We start from the raw sequence: 24,963 nt of genomic DNA, 5'->3' as shown, positions 1-24,963 counted from the left end.
AGCTTTGTGCTTTAGTATGTTAGCCTTAAATTGCACTCATAAAAATTTAACTTGAAGGAGATAATGATTTATGGCGGTAAGGCAATTTAGTATTTATAAAATTTTGGCTTATATGATTCTCACAATTGCCATATTGGAAGTTGCAGGAGAATTAGGTGGGCTCGCTATGAATCATGGTCTAGCGAAACCTATTGGTCAACTGATAAGTGGAATTATATTTACCGTTGGGACATTGATAACATTAAAGTACATTCACTCAAAGAACCCAGACATTTTAAAAGAAATTAAATTAAAAGGGTATAGTAATAAGCGAGATTTAATCATAGCATTGGCACTACCATTTTTAATTACATTTATCGTATTAGTAATAGGTATTAGTACAGGTCTAATGCAAAATGTGAGCGTAAGTACGGATATACATATTTGGGTAATGTTTTTATTTAACTGTCTTTTCGCAGTATTATATGAGGCTTTTCCAGAAGAAGTGTTGATTCGTGGATTGATATTAAATGAGTTACGAAAAAAGTTTAAATTTATTCCATCATTATTTATCCAACCGGTATTATTTGCGATTATTGGCGGTTCAGTACATATTATTTCAAACTTAATACATTTAGGTAATCCAGAACTATTGTCAGTTGTAGGTTTAATGATTCAGTTTTTTATATTTGGCATCACGTTACAACTATATAGAGAATTTGCAGGTTCCTTATGGGCGAATATGCTGTTTCATTTAGTTTGTCTAGAAACGACTAGATTTATCTTTATGAGTTCAAGCCAATCTATCATTAAATTTCATGAAACACAACAAGGCGTTTTTGGCACATTAGGATTAATGATTGGATTATACATAGGAAGTGCGATTATTTTAGCTATTCTACTTTGGTTCAGAAAAAGAAAGTACCAAAAACTAAATCAACAATAAGGAGGTACCAAATCAACGATGCGTCGTTCATTACTTACATATATTATTTTAGTGTTCGTTTTAACCTATAGTATTGAAGGTCTTGTTTATTTAATCGGCGGACTTCAATCTTTCTCAATAATTGCGAGTTTAACGATGTTGTTTCCTGCTATTACGGCAATCATTGTATGGGCAATTTATTATCGTGACAAAAAATTTTGGAAGTTCTTCGGACTTAGATTAGGTAAAATTAAAAATTGGTTTATACATCCATTGATGATGCTATTGGCTTTGATAATTATATACTTAGTTTCTTATATGTTGAATCCCAATCAATTTCTAAATAGCACAGAACAACAAGATAGAATGAAAGATATTTTTATTTTCCTACCAGATGTACCACTATTTATCAACTTATTGATTCCAATAATACTTAATCTATCAATAGGTATACTATTTAGTATGATTGCTTATCTAGGTGAAGAGTTAGGTTGGCGAGCTTTCATGTACCCTAAATTGACCAATATTGGAGTAACAAAAGGATTAATTTTAGGCGGCTTTATATGGGGATTATGGTATCTCCCTCTTATCTTAATGGGACATAATTATCCTAATCATCCAATTCTAGGAAATATAATGATGATATTAGTGTGTATTCCGTTTGGCATTATTCTATTTTATTCATATATCAAATCTGGAAATATCTTTGTCCCAGCGATAATGCACGGAATTTTAAATCAATTTTCAAGTACTGTAACTACTTTCTCTATAAAAGAATCACAATTCAATCCATTACTTTATGGTTCAACTGGACTTGTTGGAATAGTGATTTTTAGTTTAATTGCTTTATTTTTAATTAAAACTATCAAGAAATCAAACCATATTTATAATTTTTAATTTTAGACTGACCCTCTATTCCGGAAGGTCTTAAATTACAAAATTAATTGCATATCGCAAAATTTCTACAAAAATAACGTATTTGTTCACAATTTTCGCTAGAATAAACAAGATTTTAACCATATGATGGCAACGTAAAGGAGCGGATCAATTTGAAAACCAAGAGTGTAGGAGAACGTATTAGAAACTTAAGGAAGTCTAAAAAGATGTCTCAAGAGAGGTTGGCAGAAAAACTAAATGTTTCTCGACATTCTATTTCAAATTGGGAAAGGGATGTCAGTTCTCCAGACATACATTCATTATTGGAGATGACAGAACTTTTTGGCGTTTCTTTAAATCATTTGGTTAAAGGAGATGAACTTATAGTGAATAAATATGTTTATGCAGCGTTAGCATTTTTCTTAGGTGGCTTGGGGGCACATAGATTTTATAGAAAACAATATGGTAAAGCACTATTATATATATTATTTTGTTGGACAGGTATTCCTGGTGTAATTGGAATAATAGAGGGAGTTATAGCATTTATAAAAACTGCAGATGCCCAAGGTAATATTTAAGACATAATATGGGGTAGGGAGTGGGACAGAATTTAACTTGAATTCAGTTTCATTCCCTTGTTTTATACATAGCAAAAGCACTTATAGCATTGGGGGAACTATAAGTGCTTTAACGGCCATATTGACGTTTTGGGAAAATACAATTATTGGCTTTTAATAAAATGTATAGTAAGGATACATTTTATCGGCATGGGATCATTAGTGATTCATAAATGTACTCTATAATTTAAGGAAGTGTGAGTAATTCAATCTAAATTGAAAAGAAAAGAGCATGTAATTCAACACGTAAGAAATTACTAATGCAATGATTACCCCAAAACAAATACATCAATTATGTATCTACTTTTAATAAATACCCAGTCAAATTAAAATAAAATTCTTTTTACAAACAAAAGAATAAAAATATTAACTTTATTTAAATCAAAAGTAATCTACTTTAAATTGTGCTACGCTAATAATGAATAAAAAGTCATTCCAATTAACAGATAATAATATTAAATGCGAAATTCGTATATATTCTTTTGCATAGTATTAATTTTGCTTTTTACATAAAAAATAATAAATTCCGTGGAATATAATTTGTTTTTTTAGTAAAATAGTCACCAAACGAGGATGAAAGATAACTTTAAACGTCTAAAACAGTTAACTTATATTCTCATTTTTTTATTATCTACAAGGGGATGGAAAAATTTTATGGATTTACTAATTGGTACTTTATTCTTAATTTTAGTTCTTATTATTTTTACATTATTTACGTATAAAGCGCCTAACGGAATGCGTGCGATGGGAGCACTGGCAAATGCGGCTATTGCGACATTCTTAGTCGAAGCATTCAACAAGTATGTTGGTGGAGAAGTATTCGGAATCAAATTTCTGGAAGAGTTAGGGGATGCTGCGGGAGGTCTTGGCGGTGTTGCTGCAGCTGGATTAACTGCGCTTGCGATTGGTGTATCTCCAGTCTATGCACTAGTTATTGGTGCTGCCTGTGGTGGTATGGATCTCTTACCAGGTTTCTTCGCAGGTTACCTTATCGGTTACGTTATGAAGTATACAGAGAAATATGTTCCAGATGGCGTTGATTTGATTGGTTCAGTAGTTCTACTTGCGCCACTTGCAAGATTGATTGCAGCAGGTTTAACGCCAGTCGTTAATAATACACTTTTAAAAATTGGTGACATTATTCAAAGTAGTACAGATACGAATCCAATATTTATGGGTATCGTTCTTGGCGGTATTATTACAGTTGTTGGTACTGCGCCATTAAGTTCAATGGCATTAACAGCTTTATTAGGACTAACAGGTATACCTATGGCAATCGGGGCAATGGCAGCATTTAGTTCGGCATTTATAAACGGTACATTATTCCATCGTTTAAAATTAGGTGATCGCAAGTCAACGATTTCAGTAAGCATAGAACCTTTGTCACAAGCAGATATAGTGTCAGCTAACCCAATTCCAATTTACATAACGAATTTCTTTGGTGGAGCAGCTGCAGGTTTAATAATCGCATTATCTGGCATGATCAATGATGCGACAGGTACAGCAACACCGATTGCTGGATTCCTTGTAATGTTTGGTTTTAACAATCCAATGACAGTCGTTATTTATGGCGTTGTCATGGCTATCGTTGGTGGACTTGCAGGTTGGATTGGTTCACTCGTATTTAAGAAATATCCAATTGTTACTAAACAAGATATGATTGATCGAGGTGCTAAAGACGCATAGTATTAAAAATAAACCTTCTTTGTATTGTCATTACAAAGAAGGTTTTTGGTATATAAATCCCTAAAAGAAAGTATTTACTAAATAAGTTTAATAATACTGTTTTATGTGTAATAATAAAATCGTAAAAATCATAGTAATCACTTTCATTATAGCGCTAAAAATTGTAAATATATCAAAAAACATGTTATTGTAAACATTTTGTCAATTATACATAAATAATTTATAAAGTTATTTGAAAAGTGTTGTATTATATTTTGCAATCGCTTACAATACATGTGAAAGATATCACAAAGGAGTTGTACAAGATGCAAAATTTAAGAAACAGAAGTTTTTTAACACTATTAGACTTTTCACAAAAAGAGGTTGAGTTTTTACTAAATCTATCAGAGGATTTAAAACGTGCGAAATACGCCGGTATAGAACAGCAAAAACTTAAAGGTAAAAACATCGCATTAATTTTTGAAAAAGATTCTACTCGTACACGTTGTGCGTTTGAAACTGCAGCATATGATCAAGGCGCTCACGTGACATATCTTGGACCAACTGGAAGCCAAATGGGTAAAAAAGAATCTGCGAAAGATACTGCTCGTGTATTAGGTGGGATGTATGATGGAATCGAATACCGTGGCTTCTCACAACGTACTGTTGAAGAATTAGCGAAATATTCAGGTGTGCCTGTGTGGAACGGCTTAACAGATGAAGATCATCCAACTCAAGTACTTGCTGACTTCTTAACAGCAAAAGAAGTATTGAAAAAACCTTACCATGAAATCAACTTCACATATGTTGGAGATGGACGTAACAATGTAGCAAATGCATTAATGCAAGGTGCAGCTATCATGGGAATGACTTTCCACTTAGTTTGCCCTAAAGAATTAAATCCAACTGATGAGTTATTAAAACGTTGTAAAGAAATCGCAGCTAAAAATGGTGGCGAAATCTTAGTAACTGATGACATCGATGAAGGTGTTAAAGGATCAGACGTTATCTACACAGACGTTTGGGTATCAATGGGTGAACCTGACGAAGTTTGGGAAAAACGTATCAAGTTATTAGAACCATATCGTGTAACTAAAGAAATGATGGAAAAAACTGGTAACCCACGTGCCATCTTTGAACACTGCTTACCATCATTCCACGATACTGAAACTAAAATTGGTAAAGAAATCCAAGAAAAATATGGCTTAACTGAAATGGAAGTTGCTGACGAAGTCTTTGAAAGTGAACAATCTGTTGTCTTCCAAGAAGCTGAAAACAGAGCACACACTATTAAAGCTGTAATGGTTGCAACTTTAGGAGAATAATTGAAGGGAGACCTACCTATGTCTAAAATCGTAGTGGCTTTAGGTGGTAACGCTTTAGGACAATCACCTGAAGAGCAATTAGAATTAGTTAAAGGAACAGCTAAATCATTAGTTAGCTTAATCCAAAAAGGTTATGAAGTTGTAATCAGCCATGGTAATGGACCACAAGTCGGCAGTATTAATTTAGGATTAAATTATGCAGCTGAAAATGGTCAAGGACCAGCGTTTCCATTCCCAGAATGTGGCGCAATGAGTCAAGCTTATATTGGTTATCAATTACAAGAAAGTTTATTAAATGAACTTCATGCTTTAAATATTGATAAACAAGTGGTTACATTAGTGACTCAAGTTGAAGTAGATGGTGATGACCAAGCATTCAATAATCCTACGAAACCAATTGGCTTATTCTATACAAAAGAACAAGCGGAACAAACAATGGAAGAAAAAGGTTACAAATTCGTAGAAGACTCTGGACGAGGTTATCGTCGTGTTGTACCTTCTCCAATGCCAATCAACATTGTAGAACTAGATAGCATTGAAACATTAATTAAACACGGTACATTAGTTATTGCAGCTGGTGGTGGCGGTATCCCAGTTGTTAAAAAAGAAGGTAACTATAAAGGCGTCGATGCTGTTATCGATAAAGATAAAACAAGCGCTTTACTTGCAGCACACTTAAAATCAGATCAATTAATTATCTTAACAGCAGTAGATTATGTTTATATTAATTACGGTAAAGATAATCAAGAAGCTTTAGGTGAAGTAACAGTGGATGAAATGAATCAACATATTGCTGACGGTCAATTCGCAAAAGGTAGTATGTTACCTAAAGTAGAAGCGGCATTACAATTTATCGAGAAAAATCCGGAAGGTAGTGTATTAATCACATCTCTTGAAGATTTAGGAGATGCCCTAGACGGTAAAATTGGTACATTAATAAAAAAATAATAAACGCGATTGACTTTTGACATGGTTATACAATAACACTCAATACATTTTAATAAATAAGTTGAACCTGGGCTTAATGTATGTGATTTACATACGTAAGCTCAGGTTTTTTAGTGGTCGTTTGGGTATTAAAAACCCCCTCACTAGTTGGCGTAGTGAGGGGATTGATGTTTACTAAATGTATTATGAAACTTGTTAAAATATTTCAATATCAGAAAGTGTAAAATGCGACTTCAAATTACTTTATTGTAATTAACTCAATATAAATGCCACAAATTCTTCTACGCTAAGATTGCCAAAGTAGAACTTTAAATCAATGTCATTCAAACGTTCAATCAAGTCAGCTTTGACCATACGCGTACCAATTAAATGTTCTTCAACATCGTGAATGTTACCTTGACCAAAGAAATCGCCATAAATACGACAAGCGGCAATACGGTTATGTTCAATTGATAGGGAAATATCAATTGCGCCACAACTAAAGCGCTCATTTCGATTGTATTCATATCGTGGTGAACGGCCATAGTTCCATTCCCAATTATCATACTTTTCAGCGACTAATTGATCGATGCCAGCCCAATCTTCGTCTGTTAATTCATAGCGTTTGGCATCTTTAATGTCATCTATTCCCATAATTTGCTTAATCATGAGATCTTTGAATTCATGAATGGTGATGTCTTGATATTTAGGGTCTAATGCATCGCGGATTTGACCGACGCGGGCACGTACTGATTTGATGCCTTTAGATTCAATCTTCTTACGGTTTGGTTTCAATACGTTGACCATGGCGTCGTAATCGACATCTAATAGTAATGAATAACCACCATAAATACGGTTATTCAATAATGTCATCGCAGCACCTGAAATTTTCTTGTCATTTAAAGCGAGATCATTACGACCACTTTGAATGACGTCAGTTGCACCTAAATTATGTAACGCTTGAATAGCAGGGCGATAGAAGCGTTGGAAATCACCATAAATGGATGTATCCTGTTCTAAAATACAACATACGTTGACGGCACCATCGTCGACGTAAACTGCGCCACCGCCTGTATCACGACGTACGACTTTAATGTTGTTCTCATCGACGTAGTCTTGATTGATTTCAACCGCTGTATTCTGGAAACGACCGATTTCTACTTTAGGTTGGCAATAATAAGGAAGTAAAATATCTTCGTCTAGAAAGATATTGTTATTAATATATACTTGCATCGCCAAGTTTACGGCGCCATCATCGATATATTTACCATTACGAATAGGTTCTATTAAATACATGTTTTCGTCTCCTAAGTTGTTAATTGTCTTTGTGCGTTAATGATTAATGATGCTATATCTTCAGTGAGATGAATGGTTCTATCTTGAATTGATTTAGGGATGCGATACGCTTTCTTGTTTAACGTCATAAACACGGCATTGGGATTGTGACGCGTCATACGTTGGAAAGGATGTTTCACAAATTGTGGTGTCGTATAACCAATACCAATTTCAAGATATAACACTTTGCCATTCTTATGAGTATCTAGAAAATGATTGTAGCGATCTAATTGTGCATGGAAATCTGCATCTTCAACCATGCCAACTTGTGCTTTACGTTTGTTAATCTCCATAGGGGCATCACATTTTGGACAATGTGGAATCAACTCATATGGGATTTTCATGTCTTCTTGTTTAGCCACCATTTTGCGAATGGCATTATCATCACGATATGTTTGTGCATGACAGTGTTGGCTACATTGCCAAAGAATGTATTCTCCTTGAATATGGAATACTTTATTTAAATCATAATCTGCCACTAAAAAGGCATTATCTGCATTGGTCGTAATAATATGATATTCCTTGTGTTCAAGTATCTTTTTAAGTGCAACGTAAGAAGGGCCGACAGGTTGGTCTAAGTAGTTCAACTTCACGAAACGACTTTCAAATGCCCAATATTCCTGCCAACTATCGAACGGGTGCAAACTCGCTTGCAACATATCGAAGAAATTATATTTCTCAATAAAGTCGGGAAAGTTCTGCGTAAAACGTTCACCAATGTAAGTGAAACCGTCTGAAGCAGACATACCAGCGCCTATGCCAACAACAATGGCATCAGCTTCATCAATGGCTTGTGCCAAGATATCCGTTTGAGTGGCGTCTTGTTGTTGCGCCTTATCAAGCGCTATCCAATTCTCGTTATGCGTTGGGTTATCTGTTGTTGTCATTGAAAGCCTCCTTATATAGTTCTAAATCTCTATCTGTAAATACATTAAAGAGTACTTTCAACTCTGAGCCAGTTTCATGTAAATATTGACGTGTCGTTTCAATCGCTATACGACTTGCCTCATCTTGTGGGAATCCAAAGACACCTGTTGAAATACAACAGAATGCTAAGTGTCTTAACCCCTTTTCATCGGCAAGCGCTAGACAGCTATGATAACAACGTGCAAGCAAATCTTTATTCATCTGAGATACAGGTTGTTTACGAATTTGCGGGCCAACCGTATGAATGACATACTTGGCTGGTAAATTATAAGCAGAGGTAATCTTTGCTTTACCAACACCTTCTTTACGTCCTTGTTGCTCAATTATATGAGCGCAATCTAAACGTAACTGTACACCAGCTTTGGTATGAATAATGTTATCTATGCAGTCGTGATTCGCTTGCATACATCCTAAGAATCGGCTATTCGCTGCGTTGACGATACCGTCAATATCAAGTGTTGTGATGTCACCTTGCCATAAATATAATGGCTCATCTGAAACAGGCGTTAAATCATCAATATGTGTAATGTCTTGTTGGTTGTTTAATGTAGATAAATAGGCATCTTGAATATCTAAGTACTCAGAACTGACAGGCTTTGGAGGGCGCACATTGGCTAAACCTCGATAAAGTTCCCATTGTTCTGTGTCAGTGTGGGGGAAGTCTAAAGGCTTGTCGCCATATTGTTCCTTCCACATCGTTTCAATAAGATAAGCTAAGCGTTCTTGTTGGTTCACTGGCATTTAATCCTCATTTGGATCTGGTAATGCGTCGTATGCTGCTTCATCTACATTTTCTAATTTAACTAACCAATTTTCTTCTGGTTTTTCAGAATTTAAAATCGCTGGTTCATCTTCAGCTTTCGTATTACGTTCGACGATTTTACCTGCAAGTGGAGATTGCACATCTAATACAGTTTTCGATGCTTCGATACTTACAATTTCATCATTGACGTTAACGTCGTCTGGTCCTATAAATTCTACATAACCTACTGTACCTACGTCATCTTGTAATTCAGGTGTCATGCGATAAATATATTGGTTTCCTACCTTTTCGACATATAAATAATTTGCTAATTTAGCCATTTCATTTCATCCTTTCTCTATTTATAAATACGCTTGTGCTATGTGTTCAATCGTTCGACATCGTTGATCGATGTCTGGTAATAGCGGTACGACTAAGACCTCATCCGCCTTAAATTCTTGGATCATTGCGTCCAAGCGGGGTTTCACTTGCTCGATTGTACCAGCTAAGATACGTGCACGGTGCTGAGTTATGACACGTTTATCACGGTCACTTAAGTTGTATTGTCTTGCTGTTTCGATAGATGGGAAGCGATCGAACTCGGCAAATTGACGTTTCCCTAATAACCATACGTCAAGAGCGTGTAGTAGGTCTTGCGCTTCTTCTTCAGTGTCCGTTACAATCGCAAACGTTGTTAACATGACTGTGGGTGACATGTTTAACGCAGTTTGATGAAAGTGTTCACGATACGTTTCTACTGACGCTTTAGCTGCATCAATCTTATCTTGGCTAGGTAATAAGAATGTTCCTAAGGTGTAGCCCATGCCTTGTGTAGCAGCTAATTTAGCTGAGCGTTGACTCGCACTTAAGAGCCACATTTCTGGATGACGTGATAGATGAGGTTGACTAATGACTTGTCCTACACGTTGTTCCTCTGGTGCTCGCGTCAAATAATGACGAATATCTTCAATGCTTTGTGAATAATCAAGATAGTCACGTTTGTCCTCATCCATTGCACGTTTGACCACCGCTGTACCTGGATTATTGCCGATACCCAAGTCAACCCGGCCAGGATGGAGTGCCTCTAGCATTTTAAAATTTTCGGCCACTTTAAACGGGCTATAGTGAGGCAACATGACGCCACCAGAGCCTAACTTAATACGCTTCGTTTCCCCTAACAAATGCATCATTAAGAGTTCAGGACTACCACTCGCAAACGCTGGAACATCATGATGTTCTGTTAACCAGAAACGCTTGTAGCCTAAGTCATCAGCGAGTTTCGCAAGTCTTGTGGTATCTTGTAAAGCTTGTGTCGCATTCTTGCCTTCATCAATCATGGCGTAATCTAATATATTGAAATCCACTTGGCGCTCATCTCCAAAGTTAATTGTTTAGTCCCTTAATTATAATACCCACCACCATTTTAACGTGTTTAGTGAAATTTTGTAGGAATTTAGTTTATACGTCACACAAATGTTCTAATGCTTTTCTTCTTTTCCTGAAAAGGGGTGTCCAAACAGTTCACAAACAAGTCGATTGAGTAATGTCGTAAAGCATGATACTTTGAAAATAATACATAAAGAACGAAAGAGGATGTCATAAATGTCGAAATTCGCACCATTGCTAGAACCTATTACATTACCTAATGGCATTACATTAGCTAATCGATTTGTCCTTTCGCCCATGACGACGAATTCTTCTACTAAAGAAGGCCATATTACAGAGGAAGACATACGTTATGCGAAACGTCGTGCTGATTCAGCAGGATTGCAAGTGACTGGCGCAGCATATATTGAGCCATATGGTCAGTTGTTTGAGTATGGATTTAATATTTCTGATGATGCCTGCATTCCCAGTTTAAGAAAAGTGGCTCAAGCTATGAAACAAGATGGCCATAAAGCGATAATTCAACTTGCACATGCTGGAAGATTCTCAAATACTGCGATTATGAATTATGGGGAAGTCTATGGCCCAAGTCCAATGACGTTACACTCTCCAATTAAACATGACGTTTTAGAAATGTCGGTGGAGAAAATTCATGACGTCATACAACAATATGCCGATGCAACATCTCGAGCAATTCAAGCGGGATTTGATGGCGTTGAAATCTCCGTTGCACAACGTTTACTCATTCAAACTTTCTTCTCTAAGTTCTCCAATCAACGACATGATCAATATGGTGTAGATTCGTTAGAGAACCGAGCACGCTTTGGCTTAGAAGTCATGCAGGCAGTACAAAAAGTCATCGATGAAGAGGCACCAAGTGATTTCATATTCGGTTACAGAGCGACACCTGAAGAGACAAGAGGTAGTGATTTAGGCTATACAGTTGATGAATTTAATCAACATTTAGATTGGGTCATGGAAGTCGCAAATATTCATTATTTGGCTATCGCAAGTTGGGGACGCAATATTTATCAGAATAAGACGCGTACACCAGGCGATAATTATGGACGTCGCGTCAATCAGGTCGTATATGAGTATTTAAATGGACGTGTGCCGTTGATTGCGAGTGGTGGTATTAATACACCTGAAACAGCACTAGATGCTTTAAATAACGCTGATATGGTTGGCATGTCATCACCATTTGTCACAGAACCTGACTTCGTTCATAAATTGGCAGAAGGACGTGAAGATGACATTGATTTACATGTACATCCAGATGAATTAGATGAACTTGCCATTCCACATGCGGCGTTTAAAGACATCGTTCAAATGATGGATTACGGAGAAGGACTGCAGAAGAAAACACGCGATGAATTGCGTAAATTAGAGAAAAATTACGATGAAGAGTAGGGCGCAAGGCATAAATCGAATGTGTTAAAAAGATTTGGTTGCCTTGCAATGATGACTAGTACGGAGAATATGTTGATACAGGTTGGGATGTTTTAATACATTCCAGCCTTTTGTTTTGGTTAATTTCTAGCTAAATATTTAATTTTTCACGTTGTTAATGTAAACTTACTTATATATAAAGTTTACATTTAGGTTTTTACGGGATTTTTTAAAGTAAGGAGTTTAACAACATGAGATTAAATTTAGCAGAACGTATCTTAAATCAAGACGTACTAAGTAAAGAAGAAGTTTTAGCATTATTTGAAGATGAAACGATTGATACATTTGAATTATTAAATGAGGCATATATCATTCGAAAACACTTTTTCGGAAAAAAAGTGAAACTCAATATGATATTAAATGCGAAGAGTGGAATTTGTCCAGAAGACTGTGGCTATTGCGGTCAATCGGTGAAAATGAAAGAAAAACAGCGCTATGCGTTAGTTGAACCTGACAAAATTAAAGCTGGTGCACAGGTAGCGACGGAGAATCACATTGGCACATATTGTATTGTTATGAGTGGACGTGGGCCTACAAATAGAGAGGTTGATCATATCTGTGAGACGGTTCATGATATTAAGGCGTTGCATCCTCAACTTAAAATTTGTGCATGTCTAGGGTTAACGAATGAAGCACAAGCTGAGAAGTTAAAAGAAGCGGGTGTAGATCGCTATAATCATAATTTAAATACGAGTGAACGTTACCATAGCGAAGTCGTGACGACACATACATATGAAGATCGTGTACGTACGGTTGAAATCATGAAAGCGAATCATATCTCACCATGTTCTGGTGTGATATGTGGGATGGGGGAAACGAATGAGGATATTATTGATATGGCATTTGCGTTGAAGGAAATTGACGCTGATAGTATTCCGATTAATTTCTTACATCCAATCAAAGGGACAAAATTTGGCGGACTCGATTTGTTATCACCGATGAAATGTTTGAGAATTATCGCGATGTTTCGACTCATCAATCCATCTAAAGAAATACGTATTGCAGGTGGGCGTGAAGTCCATTTACGTTCTTTACAAGCCATCTCATTAAAAGTAGCCAATTCCATCTTTGTAGGTGATTATCTGATTACAGGGGGACAACCGAATGAACTCGATTATCAAATGATTGAAGATCTAGGATTTGAGATTGATGGGTAATTTAGGAAGACTTTGATATTTGATAAGATAAAAGAGAATAATATTTAGAAAAGGATAAAAATAACATGTCATCTAAATAATCATAATTTGGAGATAAACGTTGGCATAACATTTTATTAATATTAGTGGGTATATTGGTATTCTGTATATTTTATTTTGTAATGGGTGTTAATGTGGCATATGCATTAATGTTTTCATATGTGCCACTTACTATAGGCATAGTTAATTTAGGCAAACTTAGAGAAAAAGACGACAGAAATCACTGAATTACGAATTAATAATATAACCCCATATATTGTCCTTGTTAAATGATTAAATGTAAGTGATGAGACGACTATCACTAAACATAAACGTTATCGTAGAAGTCTCACTTATTAGGAATGGGGCGAGGACAAATGGAAGAGAAATTTGAAAAGATCTTATTAGATAATACAATATTTAATAAAAAAGAATTTATGGAAAAATACAATCCATGGGAACAAGAGAGAGCTACACATCTTATTAATAATTATTTAAAGCTAATGGATAAAGAGAATGAATCTAGTTATTTTACTGGTGATTTCAATTACAACAGTGAAAACTTTTCTTGGCTAGCGATTGAAGAGAATTTAGAAAATAAGTATTTAAAAACAGATAATAGAAATCAATTTCCTAAAAATATACATTATGGTTTACCAAACCAAATACATGGAGATATTGATAAATCAACAATTTTTCAATGCTTACTTAATCCTAATATTGCTATTTTGGATAATAAAAGTGAACCTGAAAATCTAGAAGATTTTTTTGATGAATTTGAAATCATAGATACTGGGGATTTAAGTGCAAAATTTTCAAACTATTCAAATGAAGAAAGAATTAAAGAGCATATTGTGGATACTGAAAGCTCAATGTTAAGTAAAGAGCTATTGAACTTAATAAAATTAGATGAATCCAATTTCAAAGAATTAATGAGTGGTGTAAAAAAATTAACGAATAGGTTTTATTATTTAGGCGAGTATTTTTATCCTCTGTTAACAAGTGATAACGAGAGTACTAAAGTTTTTCGAAAGCTAAAAAAAGAGTTAGGAAAAGAAGAGAATTATTACACAGTAAAAGAGAATGCTGAAAAATTAAAGACGTGTAATCTTGAAATTTTTCCATTTCGTTCGAAAGAACCCAAATTAGGTTTTGGAAAAAATAACTTCGGTAGAGAGCTAGTTGAAACAGAAGTAAATACGGTACTATTAGGTGCTCGTATTATTTTAAGAAGAATAGCATTATATCTTCAAGGTGATTTAAGCAATAAAGTCCAACCTATATTCATCTTTAGAAGATATGATTTAGTATGGAAAAATCTTATTGAGACGGTATTAAAAAATGATTATAGAGTTAATGATGAAGATACTAAAGAAATGTTAAAAGAAATTGAAGATGAATATTTTTATTTCTTTAAAAGTAGACATAATAATCAGGTTTCAAGTGGAAAAATATCAAAAGGTAATTTGAAAAAAAGCGATAATAGCGTAAGTAAATGTCAGAGAAATTTGACAGAAGAAGAATTTTTAAATTTAAAAAGTAACCATGACACGCTTATTTTGGAAAATAATGAAGAATAAAACAAAACCACTTATCTATCAATGTAACTAGATAAGTGGCTTCTATTATTTTATAAACGTTCTATGTTTTTACGTACTTTGTGAGCATCAGATGCTGCATAACGTACTTTACGATTTGCTTCAGAGACCTCTCTGACTTTCAAAAGAACGGTATGTGATTGGGAAAAAAGAAAATGAAGAGTGCGCAAAAAACCGCCATTACCGATTAAGGTAATGACGGCGCTAACAATTGTAAGGTGCATATTTGCACACCACACAATTGTATTTTTATTATTTTTTTAATAAATTTAAGAACGAGTTTAAACTTGCATTTGAAGCACTGATTTTGGCTTTTCTATATTCACGTGTAGCAAGTTCAGCAGCGTATCTAGAAGCTAAAACATCTCAATTTGTATTTGGTCATTTTGCTTTATAATATAGTCTTGTTTGGCTTCTAATCTTGATTGATGTTCTTCAAGCTCAAACAGGTTAATTGCCTCTTTTATGTTGTCAGCACGATATGTAAGAAAATAATCATACATTTTAGATGCAGCATAAGCATTACAATATTTCTCTGGAATACGTTTATATATATCTATTTCATTTAAAACAGTTGCTACTTCATTTTTAACTTTATTGGCTTCATTAATTCTATTAATTGAAGAAGTAAAATGATTTTTATGAATTAATCTATTACGTGTAAACGAGTATTTCATAGAGTTGAGAAAAGCAGAATTATTTTTAGAATATTTTTTAATTCTGATGAAATATATTATATACACTATTAAACCAAGTAGTACATATCTGAATTTTAAATAAATAGATGATAATAATAAGAAAAATAATATAAAAATAACTAATCGATATATTAATGTATTTCTACGTATAATTTTAATTACTTTATCTCTAATATAGATATTTTCTTCATCAATTATATTATTTTGTTCATTTACCATTTGACTAGCCTTAATACATAACGTTAAGTCTTTTAGAGTGCTTTCTTGAGGTTCATTCATAGTTGTCACTTTTATTCTGTAATAAGTATTTAGATAAATTCATTATACCGTTAATATTTATAAAATAAATAGAAAATTCTGAAAAATTCACAAAGAGAAACTCTTACTTGTATAAGTTTCTCTCCCTTAATATAGTTACATCAATCCTATCAGTTTCATCCATAATGAACCTAAACCGAGCCAGATTACAAAGTACACAACGCCTAAGACTAGGTTCATGAGCCACCAACGTTTCTGAGTGACGTAACCAGCTGCATAAAGAATAGGCGCAGGGCCACTACTGTAGTGTGTTGTAGAGGCCATTAAGTTACCAAAGAAACCAAGCATTAATGCACTAAATAACGGTGGTGCACCTGCAGCAACGGCTACACCAAGTAATGCTGCGTACATTGCACTGACGTGAGCGGTTGAGCTGGCAAATAAATAATGTGAATAGAAATAGAAGATTATTAGAATAACAAGGACGACTGGCCAACTTAGACCGCCTAAACTGTTTGCGATAGTATGGCTTAACCATGGAATAAAGCCTAATTGATTCAGTTGATCTGCCATCATCACTAACACTGAGAACCACACTAATGTATTCCAAGCACCAGTTTCATTTAAAATATCTTTCCAATCTAATACGCCTGTGATAAGTAATAAAGATAATGCGATAAACGCAGTTAATGTTGCGTCTACACCAATAAAGCTACCTACTACCCAAAGTAGTAATGCGATAATAAATACACCAATCATGAATTTTTCGGCTTTAGCAATTGACCCCATATCAGCTAATTCATTTTCGACCCAATCTTTCGCATCAGGTGTTTCTTTGACTGTTGGCGGATACATTTTATAAATAATAAATGGTATGACGATAAGTGACACAATGCCAGGAACGATGGTTGCTAAGAACCAGTTCATCCAAGTAACGTGAACATGTGCAGTCTTCTCAGCTAAGTTCTGAGCAAGTGGGTTACCGGCCATTGCAGTTAAGAACATCGCGGCAGTAATAAGGTTGCCATGAAATTCAGTGAATATTAAAAATGACCCCACCTTACGCTCAGTACCTTGTTTCGGGTCAGAATCAAACGATTTAGAAAGCGACTGAATGATTGGAAACATAATCCCACCTGCGCGAGCAGTATTACTAGGTGTTGCTGGTGCTAAAATCAAATCCACACCGACAAGTGAGTATGCTAGACCGAGTGTCTTCTTTCCAAATAATCTTACAAACTGAAGTGCGATACGACGGCCGAGTCCAGTTTTAACGAATCCTCTAGAGATAAAGAATGCCATTGCAATCAACCAAATACTTGGATTACCGAAACCTTGAACGACAGTCTTTGTATCGATAACACCAACTAAAACGGTTAGTGTGAACCCTATGATCGATACGGCACCAATAGGCATAGGTTGTGTGATACAGCCGATAATGGTACCTACGAATATAGCAAACATAAGCCATGCATCCAGACTTAATGATTCAGGTCTGAAAGGGGCAAGCACAGCTATAAGTATGCCTATGACTAGAGGTAATATAAATTTTTTATATTTAACAGAGTTATTCATCTAGAAACCTTGTTTCCAAATTTCGAACATTTTCATACATAGAATAGTCCTATTTTTAAGCAATGTACAGAGCATTTTTACGTTCCATTGAGAATTATTATCAGTAGATTATAACGTTATAAAAATGGCATAGAATATCGAAATTAAATTATGAATAATATAAAATGTTACTAAAGAAGGGGGATGGGATGATGTTTACAATAGGGATATTAATCGCAAAAGATGATACGTGGATATTATGGGCCATTATTATAGTTTGGGCGACAGTCAGTATCTTCTTAGAACAGAAATATCAATGGGCAAGCACCATTTCAGGAGCAATCATTGCTTTAGTAGGGGCTATGTTATTATCCAATTTTAAGATTATCCCGACTGAATCGCCGGTTTATGATACGGTATGGGATTACGCGGTACCAATATCAATTCCTTTATTATTGTTCAGTTCTAATATTTTAAAGATTTGGAAGGAAAGTCGTCGATTACTATATATCTTCTTAATTGCATCAGTTGGAACATTGATAGGGACAACGGTAGGATTTATTTTCCTTCATCAATGGATTCCATATTTATCAAAAATTGGCGCGATGATGACAGGAAGTTATATAGGAGGTGGCGTGAACTTTGCAGCTTTAAGCACGAAGTTTAAAACACCGAGTGACATGATTTCATCAACAGTCGTTGCAGATAATAGTGTCATGGCATTGTACTTTATGTTGTTGATTGCAATACCGTCTTTACCTATTATAAAAAGATGGTTTAAGACAGATTATCAAACTGAGTCAACACCAGAAACGCAACAATCTTATTGGCAACCGAAGCAAATTCAATTATTAGATATTGCACTTTCGATAGCGATTGCAGTGGCATTAGTAGCAATCAGTTTTAAATTATCTGAGGTCATTCAACATGTGATACCGCAGTCTAATGTACTACTTACGATACTGGTTTCTTTCTTTGGCGATCAATACCTGTTACTTACAACACTTACATTATTGGCAGTGGCTATTTGGGGAGATTTCTTTGATAAATTAGCCGGTTCTTCAGAAATTGGAACATTTATTATTTACATATTCTTTGTAGTGATAGGAACACCTGCTTCATTTATGACGATTATAAAAACAGCACCACTATTATTTGTCTTTGTGATGATTATATTAATTTTCAATCTAGGTTTAAGTTTAATACTAGGAAAGTTATTTAACTTTAAGATTGAAGAAATACTGTTGGCAAGTAATGCTACTGCTGGTGGTCCTACAACGGCAGCAGCTTTAGCTATCAGTAAAGGATGGCAAGGTCTTGTTGGACCGATACTAATTATAGGTACATTGGGTTATGTCATAGGGAACTATGCGGGCACACTTATTTATCAACTTTTAATACACATTGGATAATATAAATACATAAAGGGAGATATCTCAGCATAATTTTTAGCTGCGTATCTCCCTTTTTAAAAAATTAATCATTTAATTCGCTATCTTTAATATCTGTAATAAACATGTGTCCGGGTGAGTGTGTAATCATTAACTTAGGTTTGGCATCAAGTGCAACAGATTGCGGTGTCACGCCACATCCCCAAAAGACTGGAACTTCGTTAGGTTTGATCGTGACAGCTTCTCCATAATCAGGATTATCGATATCAGTGATTCCTAGTTCTTCTGGTGTGCCGATAAGGATTGGCGTGCCATGAACGTTCTTAAAATGTGAAGTGATTTCTGTTGCCTTAATCGCTTGAGTCATAGTCATAGGACGCATACTAACTGTGATATTACCTTTAAAGTATCCGCTTGAATGTGCTGGTATATTTGTACGATACATAGGTACATTATGACCCTCTTCAATATGACGTACAGGTAAGCCAGCTTCCAACATGGCATGCTCAAAAGTGAAACTACAACCAATTAGAAAGCTAACCATATCTTCTGTATAAAGGTCAGTGATATCATCAACTTCTTTAATCAATTGACCATGTTCATAAATACGATATTTCGGAACTTCAGTGCGTATATCTGCATTGGGCCCATAATATGGAAAGGAATGTGCGCCAATTTCTGACACATCTAAGAGTGGGCAAGTCTTTGGATTTCTAAAACAAAACTTTAAGAAATCATAAGCATATTTCGATGGCAATATAACCACATTAGCTTGTATATAACCCTCTGCCATACCGCTTGTGTGACCGACAAGTTCTCCATCTCGAATTAATTGACGTAAGACTTCAGGTGATGCCTGTTTGTAATTCATTATAATCCCCCTTGTTTCCCCTTAATGATAGAAAGTGCTTATTACTACAATATTTTAAAATTACACATATTACAAGAGCAGTCTATGCGCTATTTATTAAAAAGTTTGTATGCTAAAGTGATCGAACTATTCACAAATATTGGTAATAAACAATATAAACTTACAATATCCCAATTATCATCTACGCGATAAATGACAAATTATAGTATGAATAAAAATGTACTTATGATTAGTCCTATTAAAGGCAGTAAATTAAAGTACAGATCCATATTGTTATTTTTCTTCATTGTTTTGTTCCTTGTCTTGTTCCTTTACATTAGATTTATTATGATCTTCTCGTTGTTCTAATGGAATAGAATAATCTTTGTCATCATCAATATAAGACATTTGGAAGTGCTTCGTATGTTCTCTGCGAAGCGCACGCATAATAGAAAGTGTCATTAGTAATAGAATGATAGAGAATGGTAATCCTGTTACAACGGATGCAGTTTGTAAACTTGTCAAACCACCTGCAATCGTCATTGCAACTGAAATAGCGCCGATGAGCAATCCCCAAATCACTTTATGTTTCACCTTTGGATTCTCGCTACCTCCTGTTGCCATGCCAGCAACAATATGTGTTGTTGAGTCTGCACTTGTCACTATGAGTAAGAATATTAAGACGACTGCTATTATGCTCGTAATATCAGCTAATGGAAATTTTGATAGTAATTCAAATAAAGCAACTGTGTAATCTTTATCTACTAATTTAGCGATGTTATCGCCACCCATAGCAAACTTAACGGCCATACCACCAAATCCTGCAATCCATACGAATGAAATGAGTGGAGGTACGATTAAAACACACATGATAAATTCACGAATTGTACGTCCACGAGATACACGAGCGACGAATCCTCCTATGAATGGTGACCATGAGATTACCCATGCCCAGTAAAAGACAGTCCATTGTTGTATCCAAGCATTATTGCCAGAATATGGATTGATACGTAAGCTATATTCAACAAAGTGTCTGATATAGTCTCCGATTGCTAGAGTATAAGATTCAAAGATGAATTTTAAGTCTCCAAAGATAAGCATGAATAGTAGTAAAACAGCGCCTAAAATAATATTGATGTTACTTAGCCATTTAACGCCTCGATTTAATCCAGTTATCGCAGAACCTAAGAAAATACAAACCATGAGTACCGTAATAGCAATTTTTGTAACGTTATTATTTGGTACATGGAAGACATGATTCAATCCACCACTAATTTGCATGATACCAAGACCTATAGAAGTGGCAATCCCCATAACTGTAGCTATAATTGCTAAAATATCAATCACATTTCGAAATGGACGTTTGTAAGCTTGACCAAAGACAGGTTCCATTGCTGTAGAAATTAAACCATCTCGCTTCTTTCTAAATTGAAAATATGCCACGATAAGTCCAGCCATGGCGAAGATAGACCATTGTGAAATACCCCAATGGAAGAAGGTATAGCCCATAGCTACACGCGCTGACTCTGCTGATTGATTCGGAACATCTTTTGGAAACGGTGAGTGAAGGTAATGTGTGAGTGGTTCAGCAACACCCCAGAATACAATACCGACACCAAGTCCCGCAGAAAATAACATACCTAACCATGATAAAAATGAAAATTCAGGTTCTTCATCATCACTGCCTAATTTGAAACGACCGTAACGAGAAATTGCTAACGAGATTAAAAAGATATCTAAAATAAATATAATAAGTAAGAACAGCCAACCAAATGAATTAGAAATAAAATTATAAATATGCTGTGCATAGACGCCAAATGCTTTAGGAAAGAATCCGGCCATAGCAGTAATAAGTACAATGATGGTTACGGATATCACATATACTAAATAATTGTTTTTCTTTCGCTTGTCATTCATTGTTCAATTAAGTCATCCTTTATATTTTATTTAGTTTGAGTATACCTATAATATAAAATATTTTCAAAATTCAATTTTTTTGAAATATCTTGATTTCTAAGTAATAGTGTTCTGTTTTGAAAACTTTTTCCAAAAGAGAAAATTGGCTAAATACGACCTAATGAAATGCTATAATTGAGATGAAAATTTGAAGAATTAAATAGAAAAGAAGGTATATCATGTCAACAAACTATGTCATTACAAATGGTAAAATTTATACGGAAAAGCAAGTTATTGAAAATGGATATCTTGTAGTAGAAGATGGCAAAATAAGTGATATTCAACAAGGAACGTATACTGGAGAATTAGAACAAGTCGACGTGAAAGGTCAAAATGTATTACCAGGTTTCATAGATATTCATATTCATGGTGGTTATGGCGAGGATGCAATGGATGCTTCTTATGAAGGTTTGAAACATTTGGCTGAACAGTTATTATCAGAGGGAACGACAACATTTTTAGCAACGACGATGACACAATCTGATGTTAATATTGAAAAGGCATTGAAAAATATTGTGGCATATCAAGCTGATCAACAACGAGGAGAAGCGGCTGAAGTAGGTGGTGTTCATTTAGAAGGTCCATTTATTTCAGAGCATAAAGTTGGCGCTCAAAATCCTAAATATGTGCAACGTCCGTCAGCGTCTAAGATTCAACATTTCCAAGAAATTGCGAATCAGCAAATCAAAATTATTACCTTTGCGCCTGAAGTTGAGGGTGCACATGATACACTAAATCAATTACATGAAGATATTATTTTTTCAATGGGGCATACTGTGGCAACATTTGATCAAGCGAATGAAGCGGTCGACCATGGTGCTAAACACGTAACACATCTATATAATGCTGCTACACCATTTGAACATCGCGATCCAGGTGTCTTTGGTGCGGCGTGGACGAATGAACAATTAAATACGGAAATTATAGTTGATGGTATTCATTCACATCCTGCTTCTGTACATATTGCTTATAAGCAAAAGGGAAATGAACACATGTATCTCATCACAGATGCAATGCGTGCGAAAGGGATGGAAGACGGTGAATATGATTTAGGCGGACAGAATGTCATCGTTAAAGGAAAAGAGGCTCGCTTAGCAAGTGGCGCTTTAGCAGGTAGCATCTTGAAAATGAATGACGGTTTGTATAATTTAATTGAATATACACATGATTCATTAGAGAATTTATGGCGAGTAACGAGTTTGAATCAAGCCATTGCATTGAAAATTGATGACCATAAAGGTAGTTTAGCAATCGGTAAAGATGCTGATATCGTTGTGGTACATGATACGATTCGTATTGATAAAACAATTAAATCAGGAGTTGTACATCAATATTAAAAAAAGTGGTTGATGTAGTTATTATAAATTCTCTCTAACCTCTATTCGCGTTTAAAGATATACATTCTAGTGTATATATGTAGTAAATGTTTGATACGAAACTCGAGCGACGGAAGAGAGGTGTCCATTCATGAATAATGATTTCAGATTCCCTAACGCTAAGCATTTCTTTAGTTGGTTAGCATGGTTATCTATTATTGCTTTAACCGCATTAATCCTACTTAATTTAATCGTTTATAGCACATTCAAAAGTTTTAATAATTTTACTTTAGCATTTGAATTTCACCAAACAGAATTAATATTCTTAATTACTTTCTCAGTAATTGCGGTTATTAGTATTATTATGTATTTAATTTTAAAACTATTTAAACATTCATAAAATGAAAAAACAGAAAGTGGATTGGCTATCAATCCACTTTCTGTTTTCTATTTTATTTGGGTAGTCAACTATAAATGTTTGAAAATAGTGTCATCAACAATGATTTCTACATTAGGATGTTGGTGCAAGATAGATGCAGGTAATGACTCAGTTGTTTCACCATTCAAGAGTTGATGAATTGCATCACGTTTACGTTCTCCAAATGCTAATAAGATGATTCGTTTCGCACGCATAATAGAGTTCAATCCCATAGAAACGGCTTGTTTAGGCACATCATCAATATGATCAAAATGAACACTGTTAGCATTAATCGTTGATTCAGTTAAATCAACCACACGCGTTTCACTTTCAAAAGATGTGCCAGGCTCATTGAAGCCGATATGTCCATTTTCACCAATACCTAATAACTGAATGTCCGGTTGATCAATTTGTTTCAATTGATTCTCATAACGACGTGCCTCACGCTCTAAATCATCAACATGGCCTTGAGGAATATGAATGTTATCGGCATTCCAACTAGCATTGTGATCAAATAATAATTGATGCATATACGTATGATAACTTTGAGCATGTTCAGGTGCTAACCCTACATATTCATCTAAATTAAATGTTTGAACTTTTGCTAAATTTACTCGATTAGCCAATGCTAATTCTGAGAAGCGTGGGTAAACATCTGTCATCGTGCCACCAGTAGCAAGCCCTAATATAGCATCAGGCTTATCTTTAATTAACTTCAATAGTTCAATTGCAACATAATCACTCCCTAATTTTTTATCTACTAAGTTCGTTATCTTCATGATTTACGCCTCCAAATTAAGCAATTATTTTTGTTGGACAGCTTCTATAAAACGTTCAGTGATTTGTTTAGGACGTGTAATTGCGCCACCGACAACTGTACAATGTACGCCTAAGTCACTTACCTTTTTATACATTTCAGGTGTAATGACATTACCTTCTGCAATAACTTTCGCGTTGACCTTTTCTAATACTTCTTTTAAAAATTCAAAATCATTTTCAAAGAGAATGTGTCCCTTTGTATAAGACGTATACCCACGTAATGTTGTGCCAATGTAATCAAAGTTTAAATGATCTGCATTGATGGCTTCTTCAACAGTTGAAATATCCGCCATAATTTCAACGTGGGGTGCTTTCTCTCGAATGTAATGAACTAATTCTTCAAGGGACTCCTTAGGACGTGTTTGCGTTGTCGCGTCTAAAGCAATTACTTCACATCCACTTTCAATTAGTTCATCCACCTCTTTAGAAGTTGCTGTAATAAATACATTAGAACCTTCATAATCTCGTTTTACAATTCCGATAACCGGTAGTGATACTTCTTCTCGAATCGCTAAAACATCTTCTTTAGTATTCGCACGTATACCAACCGCTCCACCTTGAAAAGCTGCTAGAGCCATCTTTGACATAATAAATGATGAGTGTAATGGTTCGTCAGGTAACGCCTGACATGACACGATTAATCCATTTGGTAACATTTTTAAACACGCTCCGTCTTTTTCAAAATTGTAAATAGAAATAGTATTTATAATTGATTCGTTTATTCATTCATATCATAACATTAAGAAAATATTTATCAATTTATAATTGGTAATTGAA

At 34.9% G+C, this 24,963-nt stretch carries 24 protein-coding genes; 12 read left to right on the top strand and 12 right to left on the bottom strand.

Going from position 1 to position 24,963, the window contains the following annotated elements; all coding sequences use genetic code 11:
• The first annotated feature begins 70 nt into the window (after positions 1-70).
• The 3 genes from HMPREF3265_RS12440 to HMPREF3265_RS12255 all read left to right on the top strand — a co-directional run bounded on the left by HMPREF3265_RS12440 (position 71) and on the right by HMPREF3265_RS12255 (position 2,358).
• Positions 71-925, top strand: a complete 855-nt coding sequence (locus HMPREF3265_RS12440) for a CPBP family intramembrane glutamic endopeptidase (protein WP_141764275.1) — start codon at positions 71-73, stop codon at positions 923-925.
• 18 nt (positions 926-943) lie between these two features.
• Positions 944-1,801: a CPBP family intramembrane glutamic endopeptidase gene (locus tag HMPREF3265_RS07660; protein ID WP_070861241.1), complete on the top strand. Its 858-nt coding sequence runs from the start codon at positions 944-946 to the stop codon at positions 1,799-1,801.
• 152 nt (positions 1,802-1,953) lie between these two features.
• Positions 1,954-2,358 carry an NINE protein gene (locus HMPREF3265_RS12255; protein WP_080287549.1) on the top strand — a complete coding sequence of 135 codons (405 nt, stop codon included), beginning with the start codon at positions 1,954-1,956 and terminating at the stop codon, positions 2,356-2,358.
• 647 nt (positions 2,359-3,005) lie between these two features.
• Here the strand turns inward: HMPREF3265_RS12255 and HMPREF3265_RS13135 are convergent.
• A complete protein-coding gene (locus HMPREF3265_RS13135) occupies positions 3,006-3,143 on the bottom strand; it encodes a hypothetical protein (protein ID WP_370591667.1) in 138 nt (45 codons plus the stop codon).
• Here HMPREF3265_RS13135 and HMPREF3265_RS07650 point away from each other — a divergent pair.
• The 3 genes from HMPREF3265_RS07650 (at position 3,082) to arcC (ending at position 6,335) form a co-directional block, all read left to right on the top strand.
• Entirely contained in the window at positions 3,082-4,083 is a 1,002-nt protein-coding gene (locus HMPREF3265_RS07650) for a PTS sugar transporter subunit IIC (protein ID WP_371106709.1), read from the top strand. The two genes, HMPREF3265_RS13135 and HMPREF3265_RS07650, sit on opposite strands and share 62 nt — an antisense overlap.
• A gap of 305 nt (positions 4,084-4,388) precedes the next feature.
• Positions 4,389-5,387: an ornithine carbamoyltransferase gene (gene argF / locus HMPREF3265_RS07645; RefSeq protein WP_037550791.1), complete on the top strand. Its 999-nt coding sequence runs from the start codon at positions 4,389-4,391 to the stop codon at positions 5,385-5,387.
• 18 nt (positions 5,388-5,405) lie between these two features.
• On the top strand, positions 5,406-6,335 hold the full coding sequence (arcC, locus tag HMPREF3265_RS07640) for a carbamate kinase (RefSeq protein WP_053024404.1): 930 nt from the start codon (positions 5,406-5,408) through the stop codon (positions 6,333-6,335).
• Positions 6,336-6,587: 252 nt separating this feature from the next.
• On the opposite strand, the gene HMPREF3265_RS07635 is transcribed toward arcC, so the two are convergent.
• From HMPREF3265_RS07635 to HMPREF3265_RS07615, 5 genes are read right to left on the bottom strand one after another with little or no spacing between them, the layout of a single operon-like run.
• Complete coding sequence (locus HMPREF3265_RS07635) at positions 6,588-7,610, bottom strand: lipoate--protein ligase (RefSeq protein ID WP_070861235.1); 1,023 nt, start codon at positions 7,608-7,610, stop codon at positions 6,588-6,590.
• A gap of 11 nt (positions 7,611-7,621) precedes the next feature.
• The gene (locus HMPREF3265_RS07630) at positions 7,622-8,536 is read right to left on the bottom strand and encodes an SIR2 family NAD-dependent protein deacylase (RefSeq protein ID WP_070861233.1); all 915 of its coding nucleotides are present in this window, start codon (positions 8,534-8,536) and stop codon (positions 7,622-7,624) included.
• Positions 8,520-9,317, bottom strand: coding sequence for a protein-ADP-ribose hydrolase (locus HMPREF3265_RS07625; protein WP_070861232.1), 798 nt, complete (start codon positions 9,315-9,317; stop codon positions 8,520-8,522). The genes HMPREF3265_RS07630 and HMPREF3265_RS07625 overlap by 17 nt, the downstream gene beginning before the upstream one ends.
• A complete protein-coding gene (locus HMPREF3265_RS07620) occupies positions 9,318-9,659 on the bottom strand; it encodes a glycine cleavage system H family protein (RefSeq protein WP_070861230.1) in 342 nt (113 codons plus the stop codon).
• A gap of 21 nt (positions 9,660-9,680) precedes the next feature.
• Entirely contained in the window at positions 9,681-10,682 is a 1,002-nt protein-coding gene (locus HMPREF3265_RS07615) for an LLM class flavin-dependent oxidoreductase (RefSeq protein WP_083327736.1), read from the bottom strand.
• 238 nt (positions 10,683-10,920) lie between these two features.
• On the opposite strand from HMPREF3265_RS07615, the gene HMPREF3265_RS07610 reads away from it, so the two are divergent.
• The 3 genes from HMPREF3265_RS07610 to HMPREF3265_RS07600 all read left to right on the top strand — a co-directional run bounded on the left by HMPREF3265_RS07610 (position 10,921) and on the right by HMPREF3265_RS07600 (position 14,908).
• Positions 10,921-12,114: an NADH-dependent flavin oxidoreductase gene (locus HMPREF3265_RS07610; protein ID WP_070861229.1), complete on the top strand. Its 1,194-nt coding sequence runs from the start codon at positions 10,921-10,923 to the stop codon at positions 12,112-12,114.
• Positions 12,115-12,344: 230 nt separating this feature from the next.
• Positions 12,345-13,310, top strand: coding sequence for a biotin synthase BioB (bioB, locus tag HMPREF3265_RS07605; protein ID WP_070861228.1), 966 nt, complete (start codon positions 12,345-12,347; stop codon positions 13,308-13,310).
• Between the two features lie 395 nt (positions 13,311-13,705).
• Positions 13,706-14,908 (top strand): hypothetical protein, encoded by a 1,203-nt coding sequence (locus tag HMPREF3265_RS07600; RefSeq protein ID WP_070861227.1) that lies wholly within the window; start codon positions 13,706-13,708, stop codon positions 14,906-14,908.
• Positions 14,909-15,282: 374 nt separating this feature from the next.
• Here the strand turns inward: HMPREF3265_RS07600 and HMPREF3265_RS07590 are convergent, their stop codons facing one another.
• Both HMPREF3265_RS07590 and HMPREF3265_RS07585 read right to left on the bottom strand, forming a co-directional pair.
• Positions 15,283-15,903, bottom strand: coding sequence for a hypothetical protein (locus HMPREF3265_RS07590; protein WP_070861225.1), 621 nt, complete (start codon positions 15,901-15,903; stop codon positions 15,283-15,285).
• Positions 15,904-16,038: 135 nt separating this feature from the next.
• The gene (locus HMPREF3265_RS07585; RefSeq protein ID WP_070861224.1) at positions 16,039-17,457 is read right to left on the bottom strand and encodes an anion permease; all 1,419 of its coding nucleotides are present in this window, start codon (positions 17,455-17,457) and stop codon (positions 16,039-16,041) included.
• 191 nt (positions 17,458-17,648) lie between these two features.
• Here HMPREF3265_RS07585 and HMPREF3265_RS07580 point away from each other — a divergent pair, with 191 nt between their 5' ends.
• Positions 17,649-18,848 carry a DUF819 family protein gene (locus HMPREF3265_RS07580; RefSeq protein ID WP_070861223.1) on the top strand — a complete coding sequence of 400 codons (1,200 nt, stop codon included), beginning with the start codon at positions 17,649-17,651 and terminating at the stop codon, positions 18,846-18,848.
• 64 nt (positions 18,849-18,912) lie between these two features.
• Here HMPREF3265_RS07580 and HMPREF3265_RS07575 read toward each other — a convergent pair whose 3' ends face one another.
• Both HMPREF3265_RS07575 and HMPREF3265_RS07570 read right to left on the bottom strand, forming a co-directional pair.
• Complete coding sequence (locus HMPREF3265_RS07575) at positions 18,913-19,698, bottom strand: putative hydro-lyase (protein WP_070861222.1); 786 nt, start codon at positions 19,696-19,698, stop codon at positions 18,913-18,915.
• A gap of 273 nt (positions 19,699-19,971) precedes the next feature.
• The gene (locus tag HMPREF3265_RS07570; protein WP_070861221.1) at positions 19,972-21,594 is read right to left on the bottom strand and encodes a BCCT family transporter; all 1,623 of its coding nucleotides are present in this window, start codon (positions 21,592-21,594) and stop codon (positions 19,972-19,974) included.
• Between the two features lie 218 nt (positions 21,595-21,812).
• Between HMPREF3265_RS07570 and nagA the strand changes: the two genes are divergently transcribed.
• Positions 21,813-22,970 carry an N-acetylglucosamine-6-phosphate deacetylase gene (gene nagA, locus HMPREF3265_RS07565; protein WP_070581085.1) on the top strand — a complete coding sequence of 386 codons (1,158 nt, stop codon included), beginning with the start codon at positions 21,813-21,815 and terminating at the stop codon, positions 22,968-22,970.
• 130 nt (positions 22,971-23,100) lie between these two features.
• A complete protein-coding gene (locus HMPREF3265_RS07560; RefSeq protein WP_070581083.1) occupies positions 23,101-23,349 on the top strand; it encodes a hypothetical protein in 249 nt (82 codons plus the stop codon).
• Positions 23,350-23,417: 68 nt separating this feature from the next.
• Here the strand turns inward: HMPREF3265_RS07560 and nagB are convergent, their stop codons facing one another.
• Both nagB and HMPREF3265_RS07550 read right to left on the bottom strand, forming a co-directional pair.
• Positions 23,418-24,146 (bottom strand): glucosamine-6-phosphate deaminase, encoded by a 729-nt coding sequence (gene nagB, locus HMPREF3265_RS07555; protein WP_070581082.1) that lies wholly within the window; start codon positions 24,144-24,146, stop codon positions 23,418-23,420.
• A gap of 24 nt (positions 24,147-24,170) precedes the next feature.
• A complete protein-coding gene (locus HMPREF3265_RS07550) occupies positions 24,171-24,842 on the bottom strand; it encodes an N-acetylmannosamine-6-phosphate 2-epimerase (RefSeq protein ID WP_070581080.1) in 672 nt (223 codons plus the stop codon).
• Positions 24,843-24,963: the final 121 nt, after the last annotated feature.

This window comes from Staphylococcus sp. HMSC62B09, assembly GCF_001839115.1.
GTDB classification, from domain to species: domain Bacteria; phylum Bacillota; class Bacilli; order Staphylococcales; family Staphylococcaceae; genus Staphylococcus; species Staphylococcus haemolyticus.
This window is presented reverse-complemented; position numbering and strand designations above follow the sequence as displayed.

Bases quoted from the DNA above. Each gene is read 5' to 3' on its own strand.
- HMPREF3265_RS07585 (WP_070861224.1), bottom strand. From the start codon at position 17,457: ATGAATAACTCTGTTAAATATAAAAAATTTATATTACCTCTAGTCATA.
- HMPREF3265_RS07610 (WP_070861229.1), top strand. From the start codon at position 10,921: ATGTCGAAATTCGCACCATTGCTAGAACCTATTACATTACCTAATGGC.
- HMPREF3265_RS07590 (WP_070861225.1), bottom strand. From the start codon at position 15,903: ATGAATGAACCTCAAGAAAGCACTCTAAAAGACTTAACGTTATGTATT.
- HMPREF3265_RS07635 (WP_070861235.1), bottom strand. From the start codon at position 7,610: ATGTATTTAATAGAACCTATTCGTAATGGTAAATATATCGATGATGGC.
- argF (WP_037550791.1), top strand. From the start codon at position 4,389: ATGCAAAATTTAAGAAACAGAAGTTTTTTAACACTATTAGACTTTTCA.
- HMPREF3265_RS07560 (WP_070581083.1), top strand. From the start codon at position 23,101: ATGAATAATGATTTCAGATTCCCTAACGCTAAGCATTTCTTTAGTTGG.
- HMPREF3265_RS07600 (WP_070861227.1), top strand. From the start codon at position 13,706: ATGGAAGAGAAATTTGAAAAGATCTTATTAGATAATACAATATTTAAT.
- HMPREF3265_RS07550 (WP_070581080.1), bottom strand. From the start codon at position 24,842: ATGTTACCAAATGGATTAATCGTGTCATGTCAGGCGTTACCTGACGAA.
- HMPREF3265_RS07660 (WP_070861241.1), top strand. From the start codon at position 944: ATGCGTCGTTCATTACTTACATATATTATTTTAGTGTTCGTTTTAACC.
- arcC (WP_053024404.1), top strand. From the start codon at position 5,406: ATGTCTAAAATCGTAGTGGCTTTAGGTGGTAACGCTTTAGGACAATCA.
- HMPREF3265_RS07580 (WP_070861223.1), top strand. From the start codon at position 17,649: ATGTTTACAATAGGGATATTAATCGCAAAAGATGATACGTGGATATTA.
- HMPREF3265_RS07630 (WP_070861233.1), bottom strand. From the start codon at position 8,536: ATGACAACAACAGATAACCCAACGCATAACGAGAATTGGATAGCGCTT.
- nagA (WP_070581085.1), top strand. From the start codon at position 21,813: ATGTCAACAAACTATGTCATTACAAATGGTAAAATTTATACGGAAAAG.
- HMPREF3265_RS07625 (WP_070861232.1), bottom strand. From the start codon at position 9,317: ATGCCAGTGAACCAACAAGAACGCTTAGCTTATCTTATTGAAACGATG.
- HMPREF3265_RS07620 (WP_070861230.1), bottom strand. From the start codon at position 9,659: ATGGCTAAATTAGCAAATTATTTATATGTCGAAAAGGTAGGAAACCAA.
- HMPREF3265_RS07575 (WP_070861222.1), bottom strand. From the start codon at position 19,698: ATGAATTACAAACAGGCATCACCTGAAGTCTTACGTCAATTAATTCGA.
- bioB (WP_070861228.1), top strand. From the start codon at position 12,345: ATGAGATTAAATTTAGCAGAACGTATCTTAAATCAAGACGTACTAAGT.
- HMPREF3265_RS07570 (WP_070861221.1), bottom strand. From the start codon at position 21,594: ATGAATGACAAGCGAAAGAAAAACAATTATTTAGTATATGTGATATCC.
- nagB (WP_070581082.1), bottom strand. From the start codon at position 24,146: ATGAAGATAACGAACTTAGTAGATAAAAAATTAGGGAGTGATTATGTT.
- HMPREF3265_RS12440 (WP_141764275.1), top strand. From the start codon at position 71: ATGGCGGTAAGGCAATTTAGTATTTATAAAATTTTGGCTTATATGATT.